The following is a 19771-nucleotide window of genomic DNA, read 5'->3' as shown; positions in this document are numbered from 1 at the left end:
AGGATACCCGCATGAGCATACAAGTTGAACGGTTTGGACGTTCGTTTGACGGCGTTACAGCTGTAGAAGATATTTCGTTTCAGGCAGAACCGGGTGAAATCATCGGGCTGCTTGGTACATCCGGATGCGGAAAAAGTACCATTCTCCGTGGAGTAGCCGGACTGGACACCGATTACAACGGCACTATTCGCATCAGCGGAAAGGAAGTAAACGGCCCCTCCGGAGAACTCGGTATTATTTTTCAGGAACCAAGGCTGATGCCGTGGCTGACCGTACTGGATAACGTCTGCTTCGGCCTGGAAGGGCCGAAAGAGGAGCAGAAGCAAAAGGCACTTGAGCTGTTAAAGGTCGTCGGTCTGGAGGATTTTACAGGCCACTATCCGAAGCAGCTTTCAGGGGGAATGGCGCAGCGGACAGCCATCGCCAGAGCGCTTGTGACAGAGCCATCCACCCTGCTTCTGGACGAGCCGTTCAGTGCGCTGGATGCGTTTACGAAGCTGCAGCTGCAGGATATGGTACTGGAGCTTTGGGAGCGCTACAGCCCTACGATGATCATCGTCACGCACGATATCGACGAGGCGCTCACGCTCTGCGACCGGATTGTTATCTTAAAAGGGCAGCCGGGCGAGCTGCATGACAATGTAAAAGTGACTCCGGCCAAGCCGCGCCGCAAAAGCGATCCGCAGCTTGCTGAACTGAAGGAATATATTCTTGAGAGTCTCGATATGACGAGAAACGTACAGAGGGAGGTCCGTGCATGAACGTTTTGAATCCTTCTCCGCTTACGGCGGCGAATGCAAACATTACGATTGACCGGCAGCGGGGAAAAACGAGCTGGGAGGACGCCGTAAACCGGCTCGGTAAAGTGCCGGAGGGAAAATGGAACGCAGCATATGAGTGCATTGACCGCCACGTCGACGACGGCTACGGAGACCGGACGGCGCTGCTTTACACCGACGGAACAGAAGAAGCTTTGTACACGTTTGAGCAGGTGAAGAGAATTACCGATCACTATGCGCGCGTTCTGAAGGCGGAAGGAGTGCTGCCTGGGGACCGCGTATTTATTTTTCTGCCGAAGTCGCCGGACTGCTACTTTGCTGTACTGGCGGCTATTAAAGCTGGAGCAGTCGCCGGACCTCTGTTTGAAGCGTTTATGGAAGAAGCGGTCAAGGAGCGGATGCACGACTGTGAAGCGCAGTATCTGATTACCGACGAGGAGCTCGGCAAACGAGTTCCGGCAAGCGAATTGCCGCACTTGAAAAAAACGTGGCTGATCGATGAACTGCAAGCAGAAACGGTTCACGAGAACGAAGAGGAACCGGTCGTGTGGCGCGGGGAACAGGACGGGATGCTGATTCACTATACGTCCGGCTCTACCGGCAAACCAAAAGGCGTGCTGCATGCACAAAAGGTGCTGCCGCATCATGTCATCAGCGGACGGTGGGTGCTTGATATTAAGGAAGATGATGTATACTGGTGCACCTCTCATCCGGGATGGGTGACAGGCAGCGTGTACGGCGTGTTCGCACCCTGGCTGAACAGGGCATCTGTCGTGATACACGGCGGCCGCTTTGATGCCGCCGAGTGGTACCGTCTGATTGACCGCTTCGGCGTGACGATCTGGTACAGTGCTCCGACAGCGTTTAGGATGCTGATGAGTGAAGGGGATCTTCACAGGCAGTACAGCCTGAAAAGCCTGCGCCATATTCTGAGTGTTGGCGAGCCGCTGAATCCGGAAGTGATTCACTGGGCGTACAGAGAGTTTGGGGTCCGTATTCATGATACGTGGTGGATGACCGAAACAGGCGGACACCTGATCGTGAACCTGCCGTCTGATACGATAAAACCAGGTTCGATGGGAAAAGCGTTCCCTGGCATTGAAATTGGGATTCTGGATGAAAACAACGAGCCGCTTCCTGCCGGCAGACAAGGGAAGCTTGCGGTGCGTTCTCCGTGGCCGGGATTAATGAAAGAGATATGGAAAAACGAGGCGAAGTTCCGCTCGTATTTCACGGAAAACGGCTGGTACTTATCCGGTGATACGGCACTGCAGGATGAGGATGGCTACGTCTTTTTCCAGGGGCGTGACGATGATTTAATTAAAACGGCCGGCGAGCAGGTCGGCCCGTTCGAAGTAGAGTCGAAGCTGATTGAGCATGAAGCCGTAGCGGAAGCCGGCGTGATCGGCAAACCTGATGAAATTCGAGGCCATATCATCAAAGCATTTATCACGCTTCGCGCAGGATATGAGGAGCGGGAAGGGCTGTCAGAAGAAATCCGGCAGTTTGTGAAACGGAACCTCGCGGCACACGCCGCTCCGAAAGAAATTGAAATTGTCGAGGAGCTGCCGAAGACAAAGATCAGCGGGAAAATATTACGGCGGGAATTAAAGCGCCGTGAGCTGGAGAAGGAGGCTGCAACATGAGTACGAGAAAATTAGGAATCCTTGGATTTGGAACGGTCGGGAGCGGTGTTTATGAAAGCCTGGAGAAAGAACGAAAGCGCGTTGAAACACTCGCTGGTTTTTTCACGATTCCAGTCGTCGTAGTTAAAGACGCGTCAAAAACCCGCACAACCGGACCGGAAACGCTCGTGACCGATCGGCTCGAGGCGCTGTTTGAAGCAGGGGTGGACACTGTGGTAGAGGCGGTGACGGATGCGGAGGAGGCCTATCCAGCCGTTCGGAAGCTGTTGCAAAAGGGGATCTCAGTGATTTCCGCCAATAAGGAGCTGATTGCCCGGCACGGGGAAGAGCTGCATCTGCTTGCTGCAGGCTCCGGCAGCAGATTATTTTATGAAGCGGCTGTCGCCGGCGGCATCCCAATCCTTTCCTCCATCCGCCATACGCTGAAAACAAACCGCATCCTGCGCGTAGAGGGAATTGTAAACGGCACTTCCAACTTTATTTTGACGAAAATGAGGGAGGAAGGTACCGCATTTGAAGCAGCACTGGAGGAAGCAACCGCACTAGGCTACGCAGAAGCGGTGCCGGATAAGGATATTGATGGGTGGGATGCCTGGTTTAAAACGACGATCTTGAGTTTCTGGATCAACGGCGCGGGACCTGAATGGACGGAAGAGCGTCCGCAGGGGATCCGCGGTATGGATGTACGCGATTTGCATTTAGCAGAAAAGCTCGGTGGACGAATCAAGCACGTTGCTTCATTAGAAGGAACGAAAGCCTTCGTCGGTCCGAAGCTCGTCTTAAAGGATCATGCCCTTTACGGCGTAGAGGATGTGAACAACGGCGTCTATGTGGAAGCATCCTTGAGCGGACCGTTGTTGTTTCAAGGACCGGGAGCCGGGAAATTTCCGACGGCAGGTGCGGTGATCGAGGACGTGATCAATCATTGGACGAATACGGCAGAGGAAGAGCCGCCGTTCACCGAGTCGGCTCCTTCTGAGGAGGAACCGTTCCCGTACTGGTTTATTACCGGCAGCGCCATTTCAGATGAACTGGAGCCTGTCAGCCGGATTGTCGAGTCCGACGGCAAGTACGGAGCAGTCGTCCGCCGCAGACCGGAAGGGAAGGCGCTTGCTGTACTAGGCTGTCCCGAAGAAGTGCTGCAGCCAGTCTAAATTGCTGGCTGTCCCAGCCGCCTTCTGCTACACTACGTTCAAAAGCTGAAGGAGGCTGAAAGATGAGTATAAAAGTCCGTATTTACAGCGATTTCGTTTGACCTTTCTGCTATTTAGCGGAGGCTCCGCTTTTTCGTGCAATGGAAGGAAAAGATGTAGATATAGAATGGCTCCCGTTTGAACTGCGGCCGTATCCGCAGGAAACGCTGAGTCCGCACAGCGATTATATTCAGCAGGCATGGCACCAGCGCATACTGCCGATCGCCGACCAGCTCGGTGTTACGATGAATCTCAATATGACGGATCCGCAGCCGCACACCCATCTTGCTCATGAAGGACTGCTGTTTGCGAAGGAGCAGAACCTGGGCAACGCGTATGCGCACCGGCTGTTTAAAGCATTTTATGAAGAAGGACTCGATATTGGTGATCCGGATGTGCTGGAATCTCTGGCCAGGGAAACCGGCCTGGAGCCGAAAGCGTTTCGGGAAGCACTGAAGAAACGAGTGTATTCCGATGAGCGCGAAGCATCGCAGCGCCGTGCCTATGAAGAGGGAGTTCAGGCAGTGCCGACCTTTTTCATTGGCGGCCAGAAGTTAACCGGCCTGCAGAGGCAGCAGGCGTACGAGCAGGCACTGGCTGAGGAGATGGATTAGTTTTCCATAAAAGGAGGAAATCGTTCCGTTTTCGGGACGATTTTTTGCTGTTTTCTGCATTTTTTTTCGGTTCTAAGTAAAATTGTCCGCGCGCGGTCCGCATGAATATGATAGACTGATAAGGCAGTAATTTTGACGTGGAACGATTGTTTTTTGATAGGGGATGCACGACCAGCACAGCATCAGGATGCGTAGGCGTTTACGCAGGCATCTGAGATTTTTGAGATGAACAGAGGTGTTTAAGCGTATGTTTAGTACTTTAAGAGGGATGTTTAAGGCAGGCGATCTGCGGAATAAAATTTTGTTCACGCTTTCGATCCTTGTCGTTTTCCGTATTGGCGCTCATCTTCCCGCTCCGGGAGTGAACGCGGATGCGCTCAGCTTCGACGGACTTGCCGCACTAGGCTTTCTGAATACGTTTGGCGGCGGGGCGCTCGAAAACTTTTCGATCTTCGCAACCGGAATCATGCCGTACATTACGGCTTCCATTATCGTCCAGCTCCTTCGCATGGACGTTGTACCGAAGTTTGCAGAGTGGGCGCGTGAAGGAGACGCAGGCCGAAAAAAACTGGCCAACGTGACGCGGTACGGAACGATCGCTATCGCGTTTGTACAGGCACTCGGGATGTCCATCGGGTTCAATAACCTGATGCCGGGTCTCGTACCGAATCCGTCCGTTTCAACGTACCTGATCATTGCGATCACCCTTACCGGGGGCACGGCCTTCCTGCTGTGGCTCGGTGAGCAGATTACGGCTAAAGGTGTCGGAAACGGTATTTCGATATTGATCTTTGCCGGTATCGCAGCAGGAATTCCGAACGGCGTGATGCAGCTGTATACGATCTATATTGCCGATGCAGGGGACCAGCTCTTCTTAAACATTGTCATTGTGGCCCTGATCGTACTGGCGATTCTGGCAGTAGTCGTATTCGTTATCTTTGTCCAGCAGGCTGAACGAAAAGTACCTGTTCAGTACGCGAAGCAAATCGCAGCTGGCGGCCGTGCAACCGGCGGACAGTCATCTCACCTGCCGATTAAGGTAAACGCAGCGGGGGTTATCCCGGTCATCTTCGCGATGTCGCTGTTTATCTTCCCGCCTACAGTAGCGAACTTCGTCGGGGAAGGCAGTCCGATCTCAACGTGGATCGTGCAGACATTTGACTATACGAACCCGATCGGCATGGTCTTTTATGCGCTGCTCATCATCGCCTTTGCGTATTTCTATACGTTTGTGCAGATGAATCCGGAGCAGATGGCGCAGAACCTGCAGCGACAGAATGGATTTATTCCAGGCGTTCGTCCGGGTAAAGCAACACAGGACTATATCGTCCGCCTGCTTTACAGACTGACATTCGTCGGCTCGCTCTTCCTGGCAACTGTAGCGATTTTACCGCTTATTTTCGGTACACTTGCCGGCCTTCCGCCAGCGGTGCAGATCGGCGGTACAGGTCTTCTCATCGTCGTCGGGGTTGCACTTGATACGATGAAGCGAATTGAAAGTCAGCTGATTGACCGGCGCTACACAGGATTTATGCGCCGCTCCTCTTAATAGCATTACAAAGAACGCATCGGCTGAGCGCCGGTGCGTTTTTCAGGTTGTCGATAACGTTTTACGGATGAATAACTTTGCATCTGCCTGTCGTGATGTCATTCTCCAATAAACAAACCTGTTTCCACCTTCGTCTCCGGCAAACTTTCACAGGTGTGTTTTTTCGACGTCAACACAATTTCAAAAATCTGTCAGACGTCTGATGTTTCAAAAGTCGCACAAAAAAAGTTAGAGTTCCGAAGAAAGTCTCATAATCGCACCAACTCCCTGCTGGTACTATCAATCGTTTTTGAAGCGATTTCACATACAGACGTATAGCACCAGCTGATTATGGTAAAATCTCAAACGTAACCCTTTTTCTGACTGTACGCTAAGCTGGTAAAAGGGGCCACATACTTCAGGGGAGGTTATACATAATGGCAAAACAGTTCTCAACTTGGATGAAGCGTTCGGCGCTCGCCGGTGCTGCGGGGATGATCATGTTTCCGGCTGCTGTATCAGCAGAGGAACAGCACGATCTGACGATCATGACGACGACCGACATTCACTCGTATCTGATGCCGTACGACTACATGAATGACGAGGCGGTAGACGACTACGGTTTTGTGAAAACAGCGTCGCTGATTGAACAGGTTCGGGCTGAGAAAGAAAACACGATTCTGTTCGACAACGGGGATATTTTTGAAGGAAGCATGCTCGGGGAAATGGAAATTTTGATCGAGCCGGTTGAGGAAGGCGACACGATGTCTGTCATCAAAGCGATGAACGATCTCGACTACTCAGCTGCTGCAATCGGAAACCATGAGTACAATTTCGGTCTCGATTACCTGGATAACGTGATCGAATCAGCAGACTTCCCGATTTTAAGTGCAAACGTCTATAAAGCTGGTACGGACCGGGAAGAGCACTATCACGAGCCGTATACGATCATTGAGCACGAAGTAGACGGAAAGCCGATTGATATCGGCGTCATCGGTTTTGTGCCGCCGCAGATCATGCAGTGGGACAACCTCCACCTGGAAGGCAATATTGAAGTGCGTGATATTGTAGAATCTGCTCAGCGCTACGTTCCGGATCTCGCGGAGCAGTCAGACGTAGTCGTTGCTCTCGCTCACACGGGGGTTAATACGAGCGACCGTGAAACAGAGCATGCAGCCGTATCACTCGCTGAGTCTGTAGACGGTATCGATGCCCTTGTCATGGGACACGCACACCAGACGTTCCCTGGAAACTCCGGTTATGATGAAGTAGAGGGCGTTGATGACGAGGCTGGTACGATCCACGGCATTCCGGCTGTTATGGCAGGGTCATGGGGGAGCCACCTCGGAACAATTGACCTCAGCCTGACCGAATCTGATGGGGAATGGTCAATTCAATCCTCTGCTTCTGAAGTCATCGGGGTTGAGGGCGTTGAATCAAATGACCGTATCGTTGATTTGATTATCGACGTTCATGAGAAAACAGTCGACTACATCAATGAAGTTGTCGGCTCGTTCTCGGAAGGCATGAACAGCTTTTTCTCTCTCGTTATGGATAATGAAGTGACACAGCTCGTAAACGATGCCCAGCTGTGGTACACAGAGGACTACCTGGAAGGCACAGAATATGAAGAGAAGCCGCTTCTCTCCGCAGCAGCGCCATTCCGGGCCGGATACCGCGGCGGATTCACGGAAGTGGATGCCGGCGAAGTAACAATTGGTGACTTGGCGGATATTTACGTATATTCCAACACGCTGCAGGTCGTAGACATTGATGGCGCAGAGCTTGAGCAGTGGCTGGAGCGTTCTGCCGAAAACTTCGAACAGATTGATCCTGCTGCAACAGAGGATCAGGATTTGCACGCGAGCTTCTCCGCATTTAACTTTGACGTCATTGAAGGTGTCGACTATTATCTGGACGTGACGCAGCCGGTTGGCGAGCGCGTTACCGATCTGATGTATGAAGGCGAGCCAGTTACAGAAGATATGGAATTCCTCGTTGTGACAAATAACTATCGTGCAGGCGGCGGTGGCGATCACCTGGAAGACGTTGCGCTGGTTGAAGAACTTGTAGATGCGAACGTACAAAACCGTCAGGTCATTGCAGAGTATCTGCAGGCTCACGGAACATATCATCCGCACGCAACCTTTAACTGGGCACTGCTGCCACAGGATATGGCTGGAGATGTGCTCTTTACAAGTTCTCCGGACGGAGTTGATCACCTGGAACGACTCGGTATTGATCAGGTCAGCTTCACAGGCAGCTACACAGATGATGGAGACGGCGCATACTTTGCCTACAATTTTGACGTAGACGGCACCGAATCGGACATCTATGCAGATCATCCTGGACAGACGGAAGGCGATGAAATGCCGGCTACGGCAACCGCTTATCCGTACTTGATCATCCTTGGTCTGACAGCAGCTGCTGCAGGGGCTGTGCTTCTGACCGTGCGCAGACGCGCAACCGTTTAATAGAGAACATCATGAGAGCCCTCCGGTGATGCCGGAGGGCTGTTTTATATATTGTCTGAAAAAAAACGGCTTAGCAGGGTCCTGCTTCTCGTTAACTGGAGAGTGCCTTTAAAAGAAATGATGTTTTTACGTGAAAGTGTTCAACTTTTGAAGCAAAAGCATGAACACCATCTGTAATAAATTCAACTTTTTTCTTGAAAGGTTCAAGACTCTCTGTCATATGTTTACGAGCTTCAACTTAGAGCTGATATAACGAATAAACGTTCATCCTGTTCCGCCAAATCATTAACTTCTCAGGGAAAACGTTCAACTTTAGTCGAGTTCAGCTTTCTGTTTATGTGCCCGTGCTCCATCCCCAAGTCACCTGACGCAGCTATTGCAATGGCAATCAAAAACCCGCCGAACGCTGCCGGCGGGTGTTGGATCGTCATCCTTTTTTACGAAGCAGAACTCGTTTCCAAAGCGGCGGTTTTGCAGCCTGCTGCTCCAGTTTTTCAGAGTCAGCACGGCTGTAAAGAATACCAGCAATCACAGCGGTTAATGGAATCGCATAGATAAGTCCGATGCTTCCGGCCAGAATCCGGATGATTTCCGTTGCCATCGCTTCCATGTTGATAACTCGGTTAAACGAAACGTTATGTGCATTCAACACGAGCAGCAGCGTCATGGAAGCCCCGGTGTAGGCGAGAATTAACGTGTTCGCCATCGTCCCCATGATATCGCGGCCGAGGTTCATGCCGGATTTGATCAGCTGTCTGGCCGTTGCGGCCGGATTGGACCGCTTCACTTCATCTACGGCTGAAGCAATCGACACGCCGACATCGAGCACCGCTCCGACAGCTCCGATGATCATGCCTGCAAGGAGCAGCCCCTGAAAGTCGAATGATGTATTCGGCACGTACATGAGCATCTGGGCGTCATCTGCACCAAAGCCCGTCAGTCTCGTCACACGCGTCATCACCGAAGCGAGTAAGCCCGCAAGGATGACCCCGCCGATGGTACCGAGGACGGCTGCCGCCGATTTCCGGTTCCAGCCGCTGATCAGCAGGACGGAAGCAACGGTAATAATAGAGGCAATGACGATCGTCGTAAAGACTGGCGGCATGCCGCCTAAAATAAGCGGGATGAGCAGCTGCATGATGAGAAAAATGGTAAAGGCAAGCGAAATCACTGTTTTAATGCCTTTCAGCCCACCGATCAAAACAAGCGACAGAGCAAAAAAGATGCCGAGGTACATTAAGTAATGATCCCGCGCGAGCTCTCGAACAAGCGAGCGGGTGATGGTGCCATCTTCACTTTCTATGTAGACAAGCACGCGGTCGCCGGTACTGTAATAAAAATCTTGTGCAGGGTTACCAGATAACGTCTGTTCTACCGTCACTGTTTCTCCTGAAAACTCGCCTTGGTCAATCAGGATTTCCATCCGCTGGAACCCGGGTGATTCTTCTTCCATCACGATGATTTCCCCGCGGACAGTCTCCGCTTCCTGTGCGTTCGTTTCAGCAGGCCAGACGGCAAATGCTGTTAAAAAAGCAAGTACGATAAGTAACGAATGTTTCAAACGTATCACGCTCCAACTTACGGCTGCTGTTATTGTATCATAGAGCTTGGCGGAACAGGAGGAGCTGGCGATTGAAAAAGAAAACAGATTTTTTTCAATTTTTAGTTGCATAAACGCCAATTATTTACTATAGTAAAAGTAGTGAAAGCGCTTCTTTTTTTCATGTAAAAATGAATGAGTATTCATTCAAAAAAAGAGTATCCAGGGAGGTAGCTTATGACCCGTCATATTAAAAAGGCAGCAGTACTCGGATCCGGCGTAATGGGTTCCGGGATCGCTGCTCATCTCGCCAATATCGGCATTCCTGTGCTGCTGATGGACATTGTACCGAAAGATGCGGAGACGTCAGGAAGCCAGGTAGCCACATTAGAGAGAAAGAAAGTGCGCAATCAGCTGTCGCTTGAGGCGATCAAAAAGCTTAAAAAGCAAAAACCGGCACCACTTGCTCGTCATGAGAATGCTGATCTTATTGAAGCAGGCAACTTTGAGGATGACATGCACCGGCTGTCTGAAGTGGACTGGATTATTGAAGTAGTCGTTGAGAACCTCGATATCAAACAAAAAGTGTTCAGCCAGGTGGAAGAGCACCGTCGTCCAGGCACGATCGTCAGCTCGAACACATCCGGTATTTCGATTGAAGCAATGGCAGAAGGACGCTCCGAAGATTTCAAGCGCCACTTTCTGGGCACCCATTTCTTTAACCCGCCGCGCTACTTGAAGCTGCTGGAAGTGATTCCGACACAGCAGACGGATGAACAAGTGACATCGTTCATGAAACAGTTTGGGGAAGACGTGCTCGGTAAAGGCGTTGTGGAAGCAAAGGACACGCCTAACTTCATTGCGAATCGCATCGGCACGTACGGACTGCTCGTAACCGTACGGGAAATGATGAAACAGGGCGTGAGCGTTGGTGAAGTAGACTCCGTTACAGGTCCTGCTCTCGGGCGACCGAAAAGTGCGACGTTCCGTACGCTGGATGTAGTCGGACTTGATACATTCATGCACGTAGCGAAAAACGTGTACGATCAGGTTGAAGGAGATGAAAAAGACGTCTTTGACCCGCCGGCCTTTATGAAAAAAATGATTGAAGAAAACATGCTCGGCAGCAAAAGCGGAAAAGGTTTTTATCAGAAAGTAAAGACCGATTCCAGAAGTGACATTCAGGAGCTCAATTATGAAACGATGGAGTATGAGTCCCGCCGGAAAATGAAAGCGCCTTCCGTTCAGCAGAGCAAGCAGGCAAAAGGCAAAGCAGCCAAAATGCAGGCGCTCGTTTATGCTGACGATCAGGCAGGAAAGCTCGTCTGGAATATCCTGAAACCAACGCTTTTATACGCTGCTGAGAAAGCCTATGAAGTGGCTGACTCAATTTATGATGTTGATCAGGCAATGAAGTGGGGCTTCGGCTGGGAGCTTGGTCCTTTCGAAACTTGGGATGCCATCGGGCTTGAAAAATCCGCAGCGCGTATGAAAGAGGAAGGTGAAACACTGCCGGAATGGGTAGAAGAGATGCTTTCTTCCGGGAAAACGAGCTTCTACGACGGGCATGCGACTTACTACGAGAACGGCAGCTATCAAAAAGCTGCGATTAATGAGAAAGTGATTCATCTGAAGTCGTGGAAAAATGACAACACGGTGATCATGAAAAATACCGGTGCTTCTCTGATTGATATTGGAGATGACATAGCAGTACTCGAATTTACGTCGCCGAACAACTCGATTGGACTTGACGTCATGCAGATGATCAACAAGTCGATTGAAGAAGTAGAGAAAAACTACAAAGGGCTTGTCATTAACAACCAGGGTAAAAATTTCTGTGTCGGCGCGAACCTGATGATGATTTTGATGGAAGCACAGGACATGAACTACCCGGAAATTGATCTCGTTGTCCGCCAGTTCCAGCAGTCGATGGCCAACATCCGCTACTCGGAAAAGCCGGTCGTAACGGCACCGTTCCAAATGACGCTCGGCGGCGGAACGGAGATTGCACTGCCTTCAGCAGGACTGCAGGCGTCAATGGAGACGTACATGGGACTTGTAGAAACGGGCGTCGGACTTATTCCAGGCGGAGGCGGAAACAAAGAGCTGTACCTGCGCCACCTGAAGGCGATTCCAGAAGGTACGAAAGTCGATTTACAGGCTGTCAGCAACAATGTGTTTGAACTGATCGCGATGGCGAAGGTCAGCACGAGTGCTCATGAAGCACAGAAATACGGTTTTCTGCGTCCGCAGGATGACATCAGCATCAACGACGACCACCTGCTGCATGACGCGAAGCAGAAGGCGCTCTACCTGTATGAACAGGGCTACCGCGCACCGAAACGGGAGAAGATTCCTGTTGTCGGCGAGCGAGGATATGCGACGATGCTGCTCGGTGCAAAAACGCTGCAGTACGGCGGACATGTATCCGATCATGACGTGAAAATAGCACAAAAGCTGGCGTTTGTACTCGCAGGAGGACGAGTTCCTTACGGTTCAGAAGTAGATGAACAGTACCTGCTTGATCTGGAGAGGGAAGCATTCCTGAGCCTCGTCGGCGAAGCGAAGACACAGCAGCGTATGCAGCATATGCTTACAAAAGGGAAGCCTTTGCGCAACTAGTCAAAAGGAGGGGTCGGAGTGAACGAAGCAGTGATTGTGGCAGGCTCGAGAACGCCTGTCGGTAAAGCAAAAAAAGGAACATTTGCCAGCGTGCGGCCGGATGATCTGGCTGCCGTTACGATAAAAGAAACATTGAGACGCGCTGGAGATTTTGATGCCTCGCGGATTGAAGATGTCATCATTGGCTGTGCGATGCCGGAAGCAGAGCAGGGCATGAACATGGCCCGCAATATCTCTGCTTTGGCAGGACTGCCGGACCACGTACCGGCGATTACGATTAACCGTTACTGCTCATCCGGGCTGCAAAGCATCGCCTACGGTGCGGAACGCATTATGCTGGGACACTCAAGTGCAGTGCTTGCAGGCGGTGCAGAATCGATGAGCCTGATTCCAATGGGCGGACACGTGATTGCCCCGAATCCGCATCTTGTTGAGGAAGCGCCTGAATACTATATGGGAATGGGCTTCACAGCAGAGGAAGTCGCCAAGCGATTCGGCGTTTCACGCCGTGATCAGGATGAATTTGCTGCAGAAAGCCACAAGCGTGCGGCAGCAGCAATTAAAGGCGGTAAGTTTGAAGATGAAATCGTGCCGGTACCCGTGACACTCCGCGGTGTTGATGAAAATCACAAGCTCGTTGAACGAGAAGTGACGCTTGCCCAGGATGAAGGCGTCCGGGAGGATACGACAGCGGATACGCTGGCAAAGCTCCGGCCTGCGTTCAATCAGCAAGGCGGCACGGTTACAGCCGGAAACGCATCGCAGATGAGTGACGGAGCAGCCTCTGTTCTCGTGATGGACCGGGCAGCAGCAGAGCAGGACGGCCTGACGCCGCTTGTAAAATTCCGATCCTTTGCCGTTGCCGGCGTTGCTCCGGACATCATGGGAATCGGACCGGTAGAAGCCGTGCCGAAGGCTGTTAAGCAGGCAGGTCTGCAAATGGAGGATATTGGCTTATTCGAACTGAATGAAGCCTTTGCCTCGCAGGCGCTGCAGGTGATCCGGCATTTAAACCTGGATCATGACAAAGTAAACGTAAACGGCGGAGCAATTGCGCTTGGACATCCGCTTGGCTGTACAGGAACGAAGCTTTCGCTCAGCCTTATTCACGAAATGAAGCGCCGCGGTGAACAATTTGGTGTCGTAACGATGTGTATTGGCGGAGGTATGGGAGCTGCAGGAGTATTTGAGCTAGTCTAATCCAGAAAGGATGATCATCATGGCAACAACGGAAAAGGTAAAAGGCGGCGGATTTCTGCTCGACAGCCAGACAGCAGAAAACGTATTTACACCGGAGGATTTCAGCGAAGAGCATAAGATGATTGCGAAAACGACAGAAGATTTCGTAAAGAACAAAGTAGTGCCGGAAATCGAGCACATCGAGAACCACGAGTTTGACCGCTCCGTCAGATTGCTGAAGGAAGCTGGAGAATTAGGCCTTCTTGGTGCCGATGTACCGGAAGAATTCGGAGGCATTGGCCTCGATAAAATCAGTTCCTCGCTGATCACGGAAAAATTTGCGCTTGCAGGATCTTTCTCCCTGACGCAGGGGGCGCACGTCGGGATCGGCTCTCTGCCAATCGTGTTCTTCGGTAATCAGCAGCAGAAAGAGAATTATCTGCCTGCACTGGCTTCCGGTGAAAAGATCGCAGCTTACGCGCTGACAGAGCCAACTTCCGGCTCCGATGCGCTGAGCGCGAAAACGACGGCAAAGCTGACTGAAGACGGCAGCCACTACGTGCTTACAGGTGAAAAACAGTGGATTACGAACGCTGGTTTTGCGGATGTGTTCGTCGTCTATGCTAAAGTCGACGGTGAACACTTCAGCGCATTTATCGTCGAGCGCGACTATGAAGGCGTTTCTGTCGGTCCGGAAGAGAAGAAGATGGGGATTAAAGGGTCCTCTACCCGGACGCTGATTCTGGACGAAGCTAAAGTACCGAAAGAGAACCTTCTTGGAGAAGTCGGCAAAGGTCACGTCATTGCTTTCAACATCCTGAACGTTGGGCGTTATAAGCTCGGCGTCGGCTGTATCGGCGGCGCAAAGCGTGCGATTGAGCTTTCGGCAAAATACGCGAATGAGCGCAAGCAGTTTAAAATGTCCATTTCCAAGTTCACGCTGATTCAGAAGAAGCTTGCGGAAATGGCAGCGAAAACGTATGCGATGGAATCGACGATCTACCGCACAGGCGGCCTGATTGACCAGGCGTTCGAAAACCTGTCCGAAGAAGAACAGAAGGACGGCGGCGCAATCGGAAAAGCGATCAGTGAATATGCGATTGAGTGCTCATTAAATAAATTCTTCGGTTCAGAGGTTCTGGATTTCGTCGTAGACGAAGCGGTACAGATCCACGGCGGATACGGCTTCATGGCCGAGTACGAAGTGGAAACGATGTACCGGAACTCCCGAATCAACCGTATTTTTGAAGGAACAAACGAAATCAACCGCATGCTCGTTCCGGCTACGATTATGAGAAAAGCAATGAAAGGCGAACTGCCGCTTCTGGAGCAGGCAGCAGGTCTTCAGGAAGAGCTCATGATGATGATGCCTCAGGAAGTCGGCGATGAGCCGCTTGAGCAGGAGCGTTACCTGCTGGAGAACGCGAAGAAAGTGTTCCTCATGATTGCAGGCACCGCTGCACAAAAGTACGGTGAAAAGCTGCAGAAGGAACAGGAGCTGCTTGCGAACGTAGCAGATATCGTGAACGAAGTATTCAACATTGAATCGATGATTCTGCGTACAGAAAAAGCAATGGCCCGCGATGGTGAAGACAAAGCGGCTCAAAAGCTTCTCATGACGCAGATTTATGCACAGGAAGCATTCAATAACATCGAAGCAGTAGCGAAGGAATCCCTTGTAGCACTTGAAGAAGGGGACAGCCTGAGAACGATGCTGTCTATTCTGAAAAAGCTGACGCGCCACAATCCGGTGAACCTGATCGCGAAAAAGCGTGAGCTTGCGCAGAAGATCATTGCAGAAGAGCGTTACGTCGTATAACTGTTAGCTACTTTAGGGCGGGATGCCGCCCTAAAATAATTATAATCTTCTTTCTGGCAGCAGAAAGACATTCTCTCAGAAAACCCCGGTCCTCCTGTCTCCCCACAGGCGGACCGGGGTTTTCACATGCAGACAGATGCAGCGATCCTTCTGGCTGCGCGCTGGGCACCGGCGATGTTTCTCGCTGACGGGCCGATTTCCAGCTCGGCGAGGGCACCGGTGACGTAAAGACGATCTGTCCACATAAGCGATGGGGAAAGCTTTGGATACCCGCAGTCTGCACAAGGAAGCGAATAAGCGTCAATCAGCGGCTGAATCCAGGCGGACCCGGGAAGCTCCTTGGAGAAGCCCGTGCACGCCGTTACGGAATCTGCTGACAGAAGGCTTCCGGACGTGAGCTCAAGCTCGACCATGCCGTCTTCGCAGCGCCGGGATCCGGCAGCTTCATCCTGCATCATCGTCAGTCGTCCATCCCGTTCGAGCTTTCTCAGCTTAAACAGCAGCTCGCGCGTCATCGTGCCAGTCCGTCTTTCTGTGTGAATGCAGCGGCGCCGTCTTCGGTGATCCATACGGCTGAATGCCTGCATCCGCTTCGGTCCGAGCCAGCCGGGATCGCTGTCAAACTGGGAAACGCGAAGCGGTTTGCGATGCAGCAAAACGGTTTCGGTGTGACGTTGTTCGGCGAGATAAATCGCCGTATGCGCAGCAGAAATACCTCCTCCAACGACAACGGCGCGTCCGGTAACAGCAGCAGGGTCAAAGGACGGGTCGTAAACGTGCACTGCCTCAGGCTGGAGGGCAGCGGGAATCACAGGGCGGCTGCCGCCTCCGGGAGCTAACAAGAGATTGGCTGTCGTCAACGTGTTCTTTTTTCCATAAACGGTCCAGCCGGGTTGACTTTTTTCCACGTGAACGACCGTATCCTGCAGCCAGCTGTCAGCAATGCCTGTTTCCTGCAGCAGCTCTTTAGACGTGTCATAGAACATAGAACGGGAGGGACGCTTGTAGCGGCCGAGAAAGCTGTCGCCCCGCTTCTCCAGCTCTAATGGATCCGGCGACAAATGGTGAACGAACGTGGAGCGTAAATAGGGCATTCTGATTTTTTCTGTACGTTCTTTCCAAACAGCAAGCGGCTCTGGATGAGGGTCTACCACAGCAATATCTGCAGCGGAGATGCCGGCCTGTCTGCAAAGATGAACCGCTGCCGTCATCCCTTGTATGCCGCCTCCAACGATGAGCCATGAAACGTCACGCATCTAAATCAACTCCTGAAAGAAATTGTAAAACGAAATAATTACGATTTATCGAAAGTATATCGAAATTGCTTCACCGGCGCAACAGAAGATAGAACAATGATGCGAGATGCGGTAAACTGAATGAGGAAAGGAGTGAGAGCGATGAGCGTAACGTTTTATCATTATCCGAAATGCACGACGTGTAAAAAAGCTAAAAAGTGGTTGGAAAATGAAGGAGTCGCATTAGAAGAGGTACATATTGTTGAACATCCGCCTTCTAAAGATGAGCTCAAAAAACTTCATGAACAGAGCGGGCTGCCGCTGAAGCGGTTCTTCAACACGAGCGGACAGAAATACCGTGAGCTTGGCTTAAAGGATAAGCTTGGGGATATGCCGGAAGAAGAGCAGCTGGAACTGCTTGCGTCAGACGGTATGCTGATCAAGCGTCCGATTGCTGCAAAAGATGGACATGTCACAGTCGGCTTCCGCGAAGCAGACTACGAGAAAACCTGGAAATAAGCTTCCGCCGGTTGCGGTGCCAGCAGCTGTTATATTATAGTGGAAGAGGAAGTGTTTGTTTACTTACTACGCAGATGGAGGGATCCGAAGCATGAGCCTGCCAAAGGATTATAAGTATTCAGAAGAGCACGAATGGGTAAAAGAGGAAGATGGAAAAGTACGAATCGGCATCACTGATTTCGCACAGAGTGAATTAGGCGATATCGTATTCGTAGAACTGCCGGAGGTTGGAGATGAGCTGAAGGCAGACGAACCATTTGGAAGTGTGGAATCGGTTAAAACGGTTTCCGAGCTTTACGCGCCAGTCAGCGGAAAAGTGGTGGAAATCAACGAAGAACTGGAGGATTCTCCAGAGCTCGTAAACGAGTCCCCATATGAGCAGGCGTGGATGGTTGTCGTAGAAGTGTCCAGCCAGGACGATGTCGACAAGCTGATGGACGCGGATGCCTACCAGAACATGATTGATCAGGAATAGAACAGCAATCTGAAACCGTTCGGCTTATCAAAAGCTGAACGGTTTTTTCTGGACAGGTGACCAGCGTCATGAACGTCATTGGCAGCTTTCAAGAAGCAGATCGTTTTTTGTTGACAAGCTTAAATCGCAGTGATAATATCCATATCAGACGAAAAAAACGAATAGTCTTCTTATCATGAGAGGTGGAGGGACTGGCCCGATGAAACCCGGCAACCACTGTACACGCGTACAGAAGGTGCCAATTCCTGCGGATGACGAACGTCCGGCAGATGAGAAGAAAGCTTTTCTTTTTAAACAAGAAAGCCTTTCTGCTCATCTGTATGGCAGAAGGGCTTTTTTCGTACGTTATATTTTTTTGCATGAACGCTTCTGTGCGTTAAATGGACTAAAGAGGTATGTTTAATTGCAAATAGATGGAAAGGAGTTTCTCTGTTGATTACGCTCTCGAAGCTAGCGAAAATTTTCCACACGAAAGACGGCGACGTCCGGGCAGTGGATGATATTGATCTGACAATTGATAAAGGAGAAATATTTGGAGTAATCGGGTACAGTGGTGCTGGTAAAAGTACGCTGATCCGCATGCTTAACATGCTGGAAGCACCGACTTCAGGAGAGGTCGATGTCGCCGGACGGCCAATGCACAGCTTATCTAAAGGAAAGCTGAGAGAGGCCCGGCAGGAGATCGGCATGATTTTTCAACATTTCAATCTGCTCTGGTCCCGAACGGTTGCGGAAAACATTGCATTTCCGCTTGAGATCAAAGGGGTGCCGAAGGAGGAGCAGAAGAAACGAGTCGATGAATTAATTCAGCTCGTCGGGTTAGACGGACGGGACGGTTCCTATCCATCTCAGCTGAGCGGCGGTCAAAAGCAGCGTGTCGGCATTGCCCGTGCGCTGGCAAACGATCCGAAAGTGCTGCTCTGTGACGAAGCGACGTCCGCACTTGATCCTAAGACGACGGATTCGATTCTCGATCTGCTCGTCGACATCAATGCAAAGCTTGGGCTGACGATCGTTCTGATCACGCACGAAATGCATGTGATCCGGAAAATATGTCACCGGGTTGCTGTAATGGAAGCCGGGAAGATCGTGGAGCAGGGAGACGTTCTCGATATTTTCCGCCGCCCGCAGCAGGCGATGACGAAGGAATTCGTGAAGCAGGTGACTGAGCCGGAAGAGACAGAAGAGGCACTGAACCACCTGCTGGACCGCGAGGGCATCGGTCATGTTCTGCAGCTGACGTTTGTCGGCGGCGATACGCAGCGGCCGTTGATCACAGACGTTGTACGTAAATTCGACGTCGATATCAGCATTTTGCAAGGAAAGATTTCGCAGACGCAGCACGGGTCCTACGGCTCCTTGTTCGTCAGTATGAACGGGGAAGCTGATACCGTTCAGCAGGCGGTCGCCTATATCCGCGAACAGGAAGTTGAAGTGGAGGTGATCCACGGTGGATAACGTTATCATTCAGGCAGCGTTCCTTGGGGATGTAAACTGGGACAACATGTGGAATGCCACTGTCGAAACACTTTACATGTCTGTTGTAGCACTCGTGTTTACGTTTGTCTTCGGGATTGTTCTCGGACTGCTTTTATTCCTAACCGATCGCAAGCAGCTTTGGGAAAATAAAGCGGCGCACTTTGTTATCGGGGCGTATGTAAACATTTTCCGATCGATTCCTTTCATTATATTAATTGTACTGCTTATCCCGTTTACTCGATCGATCGTCGGCACATTTCTTGGACCATCGGCTGCTCTTCCGGCATTAATTATCGGAGCTGCACCTTTTTACGCTCGAATGGTAGAGATTGCGCTTCGTGAAATCGATAAAGGAGTTATTGAAGCATCGAAAGCTATGGGGGCCACAAACGGACAGATTATTCGTAAAGTTCTGCTTCCGGAATCGATGCCGGCACTTGTTTCCGGGATCACCGTTACAGCCATTGCGCTTGTCAGCTACACGGCAATGGCAGGTGTCATCGGTGCAGGCGGACTTGGTGACCTGGCCTTCCGGGATGGGTTCCAGCGAAACAATCCGGAAATAACGCTCACTGCAACCGTGATTATTCTGGTAATTGTATTTGCCCTTCAGTTCATTGGCGATATGATTACGAATAAAATAGATAAACGATAAATCAGGAGGAATGA

At 51.2% G+C, this 19771-nt stretch carries 14 protein-coding genes, 1 pseudogene and 1 riboswitch; of the genes and pseudogenes, 13 read left to right on the top strand and 2 right to left on the bottom strand.

Features of this window, described 5'->3' with window-relative positions; all coding sequences use genetic code 11:
• The first annotated feature begins 11 nt into the window (after positions 1 to 11).
• From ACSZLD_RS08060 to ACSZLD_RS08035, 6 genes and pseudogenes are all read left to right on the top strand, one after another.
• Positions 12 to 761, top strand: coding sequence for an ABC transporter ATP-binding protein (locus ACSZLD_RS08060; protein WP_377909665.1), 750 nt, complete (start codon positions 12 to 14; stop codon positions 759 to 761).
• The gene (gene acsA, locus ACSZLD_RS08055; protein WP_444684851.1) at positions 758 to 2425 is read left to right on the top strand and encodes an acetate--CoA ligase; all 1668 of its coding nucleotides are present in this window, start codon (positions 758 to 760) and stop codon (positions 2423 to 2425) included. Before ACSZLD_RS08060 ends, acsA begins: the two co-directional genes overlap by 4 nt.
• Positions 2422 to 3579 (top strand): homoserine dehydrogenase, encoded by a 1158-nt coding sequence (locus ACSZLD_RS08050; RefSeq protein ID WP_444684850.1) that lies wholly within the window; start codon positions 2422 to 2424, stop codon positions 3577 to 3579. The genes acsA and ACSZLD_RS08050 overlap by 4 nt, the downstream gene beginning before the upstream one ends.
• Positions 3580 to 3692: 113 nt before the next feature.
• Positions 3693 to 4232: pseudogene (locus tag ACSZLD_RS08045) on the top strand (DsbA family oxidoreductase); the annotation flags it as partial.
• A 247-nt stretch (positions 4233 to 4479) separates the two neighbouring features.
• Positions 4480 to 5781, top strand: coding sequence for a preprotein translocase subunit SecY (gene secY, locus ACSZLD_RS08040; protein WP_377909668.1), 1302 nt, complete (start codon positions 4480 to 4482; stop codon positions 5779 to 5781).
• A 416-nt stretch (positions 5782 to 6197) separates the two neighbouring features.
• Positions 6198 to 8234 carry a bifunctional 2',3'-cyclic-nucleotide 2'-phosphodiesterase/3'-nucleotidase gene (locus tag ACSZLD_RS08035; protein WP_444684849.1) on the top strand — a complete coding sequence of 679 codons (2037 nt, stop codon included), beginning with the start codon at positions 6198 to 6200 and terminating at the stop codon, positions 8232 to 8234.
• A 427-nt stretch (positions 8235 to 8661) separates the two neighbouring features.
• Here ACSZLD_RS08035 and ACSZLD_RS08030 read toward each other — a convergent pair whose 3' ends face one another.
• Complete coding sequence (locus ACSZLD_RS08030) at positions 8662 to 9795, bottom strand: YibE/F family protein (RefSeq protein ID WP_444684848.1); 1134 nt, start codon at positions 9793 to 9795, stop codon at positions 8662 to 8664.
• Between the two features lie 216 nt (positions 9796 to 10011).
• Here ACSZLD_RS08030 and ACSZLD_RS08025 point away from each other — a divergent pair, with 216 nt between their 5' ends.
• The 3 genes from ACSZLD_RS08025 to ACSZLD_RS08015 are packed head-to-tail and all read left to right on the top strand — an operon-like array spanning position 10012 to position 15394.
• Positions 10012 to 12396: a 3-hydroxyacyl-CoA dehydrogenase/enoyl-CoA hydratase family protein gene (locus ACSZLD_RS08025; protein ID WP_444684847.1), complete on the top strand. Its 2385-nt coding sequence runs from the start codon at positions 10012 to 10014 to the stop codon at positions 12394 to 12396.
• A gap of 18 nt (positions 12397 to 12414) precedes the next feature.
• Positions 12415 to 13596, top strand: coding sequence for an acetyl-CoA C-acetyltransferase (locus tag ACSZLD_RS08020; RefSeq protein ID WP_377909672.1), 1182 nt, complete (start codon positions 12415 to 12417; stop codon positions 13594 to 13596).
• A 19-nt stretch (positions 13597 to 13615) separates the two neighbouring features.
• On the top strand, positions 13616 to 15394 hold the full coding sequence (locus tag ACSZLD_RS08015) for an acyl-CoA dehydrogenase FadE (protein ID WP_444684846.1): 1779 nt from the start codon (positions 13616 to 13618) through the stop codon (positions 15392 to 15394).
• Between the two features lie 122 nt (positions 15395 to 15516).
• Here ACSZLD_RS08015 and ACSZLD_RS08010 read toward each other — a convergent pair whose 3' ends face one another.
• Positions 15517 to 16650, bottom strand: a complete 1134-nt coding sequence (locus ACSZLD_RS08010) for an FAD/NAD(P)-binding protein (RefSeq protein WP_444684845.1) — start codon at positions 16648 to 16650, stop codon at positions 15517 to 15519.
• Between the two features lie 141 nt (positions 16651 to 16791).
• Between ACSZLD_RS08010 and ACSZLD_RS08005 the strand changes: the two genes are divergently transcribed.
• The 4 genes from ACSZLD_RS08005 (at position 16792) to ACSZLD_RS07990 (ending at position 19757) form a co-directional block, all read left to right on the top strand.
• Positions 16792 to 17148 (top strand): arsenate reductase family protein, encoded by a 357-nt coding sequence (locus tag ACSZLD_RS08005; RefSeq protein ID WP_377909675.1) that lies wholly within the window; start codon positions 16792 to 16794, stop codon positions 17146 to 17148.
• A 91-nt stretch (positions 17149 to 17239) separates the two neighbouring features.
• Positions 17240 to 17623: a glycine cleavage system protein GcvH gene (gene gcvH / locus ACSZLD_RS08000; RefSeq protein ID WP_377909676.1), complete on the top strand. Its 384-nt coding sequence runs from the start codon at positions 17240 to 17242 to the stop codon at positions 17621 to 17623.
• A gap of 167 nt (positions 17624 to 17790) precedes the next feature.
• Positions 17791 to 17899: riboswitch (SAM riboswitch) on the top strand.
• 156 nt (positions 17900 to 18055) lie between these two features.
• Positions 18056 to 19081: a methionine ABC transporter ATP-binding protein gene (locus ACSZLD_RS07995; protein WP_444684844.1), complete on the top strand. Its 1026-nt coding sequence runs from the start codon at positions 18056 to 18058 to the stop codon at positions 19079 to 19081.
• 7 nt (positions 19082 to 19088) lie between these two features.
• A complete protein-coding gene (locus ACSZLD_RS07990) occupies positions 19089 to 19757 on the top strand; it encodes a methionine ABC transporter permease (protein ID WP_377909712.1) in 669 nt (222 codons plus the stop codon).
• Positions 19758 to 19771: the final 14 nt, after the last annotated feature.

The organism is Alkalicoccus luteus (genome assembly GCF_052061695.1).
Lineage (GTDB): Bacteria > Bacillota > Bacilli > Bacillales > Salisediminibacteriaceae > Alkalicoccus > Alkalicoccus luteus.
This window is presented reverse-complemented; position numbering and strand designations above follow the sequence as displayed.

Bases quoted from the DNA above. Each gene is read 5' to 3' on its own strand.
- ACSZLD_RS08060 (WP_377909665.1), top strand. From the start codon at position 12: ATGAGCATACAAGTTGAACGGTTTGGACGTTCGTTTGACGGCGTTACA.
- acsA (WP_444684851.1), top strand. From the start codon at position 758: ATGAACGTTTTGAATCCTTCTCCGCTTACGGCGGCGAATGCAAACATT.
- ACSZLD_RS08050 (WP_444684850.1), top strand. From the start codon at position 2,422: ATGAGTACGAGAAAATTAGGAATCCTTGGATTTGGAACGGTCGGGAGC.
- secY (WP_377909668.1), top strand. From the start codon at position 4,480: ATGTTTAGTACTTTAAGAGGGATGTTTAAGGCAGGCGATCTGCGGAAT.
- ACSZLD_RS08035 (WP_444684849.1), top strand. From the start codon at position 6,198: ATGGCAAAACAGTTCTCAACTTGGATGAAGCGTTCGGCGCTCGCCGGT.
- ACSZLD_RS08025 (WP_444684847.1), top strand. From the start codon at position 10,012: ATGACCCGTCATATTAAAAAGGCAGCAGTACTCGGATCCGGCGTAATG.
- ACSZLD_RS08015 (WP_444684846.1), top strand. From the start codon at position 13,616: ATGGCAACAACGGAAAAGGTAAAAGGCGGCGGATTTCTGCTCGACAGC.
- ACSZLD_RS08010 (WP_444684845.1), bottom strand. From the start codon at position 16,650: ATGCGTGACGTTTCATGGCTCATCGTTGGAGGCGGCATACAAGGGATG.
- ACSZLD_RS08005 (WP_377909675.1), top strand. From the start codon at position 16,792: ATGAGCGTAACGTTTTATCATTATCCGAAATGCACGACGTGTAAAAAA.
- gcvH (WP_377909676.1), top strand. From the start codon at position 17,240: ATGAGCCTGCCAAAGGATTATAAGTATTCAGAAGAGCACGAATGGGTA.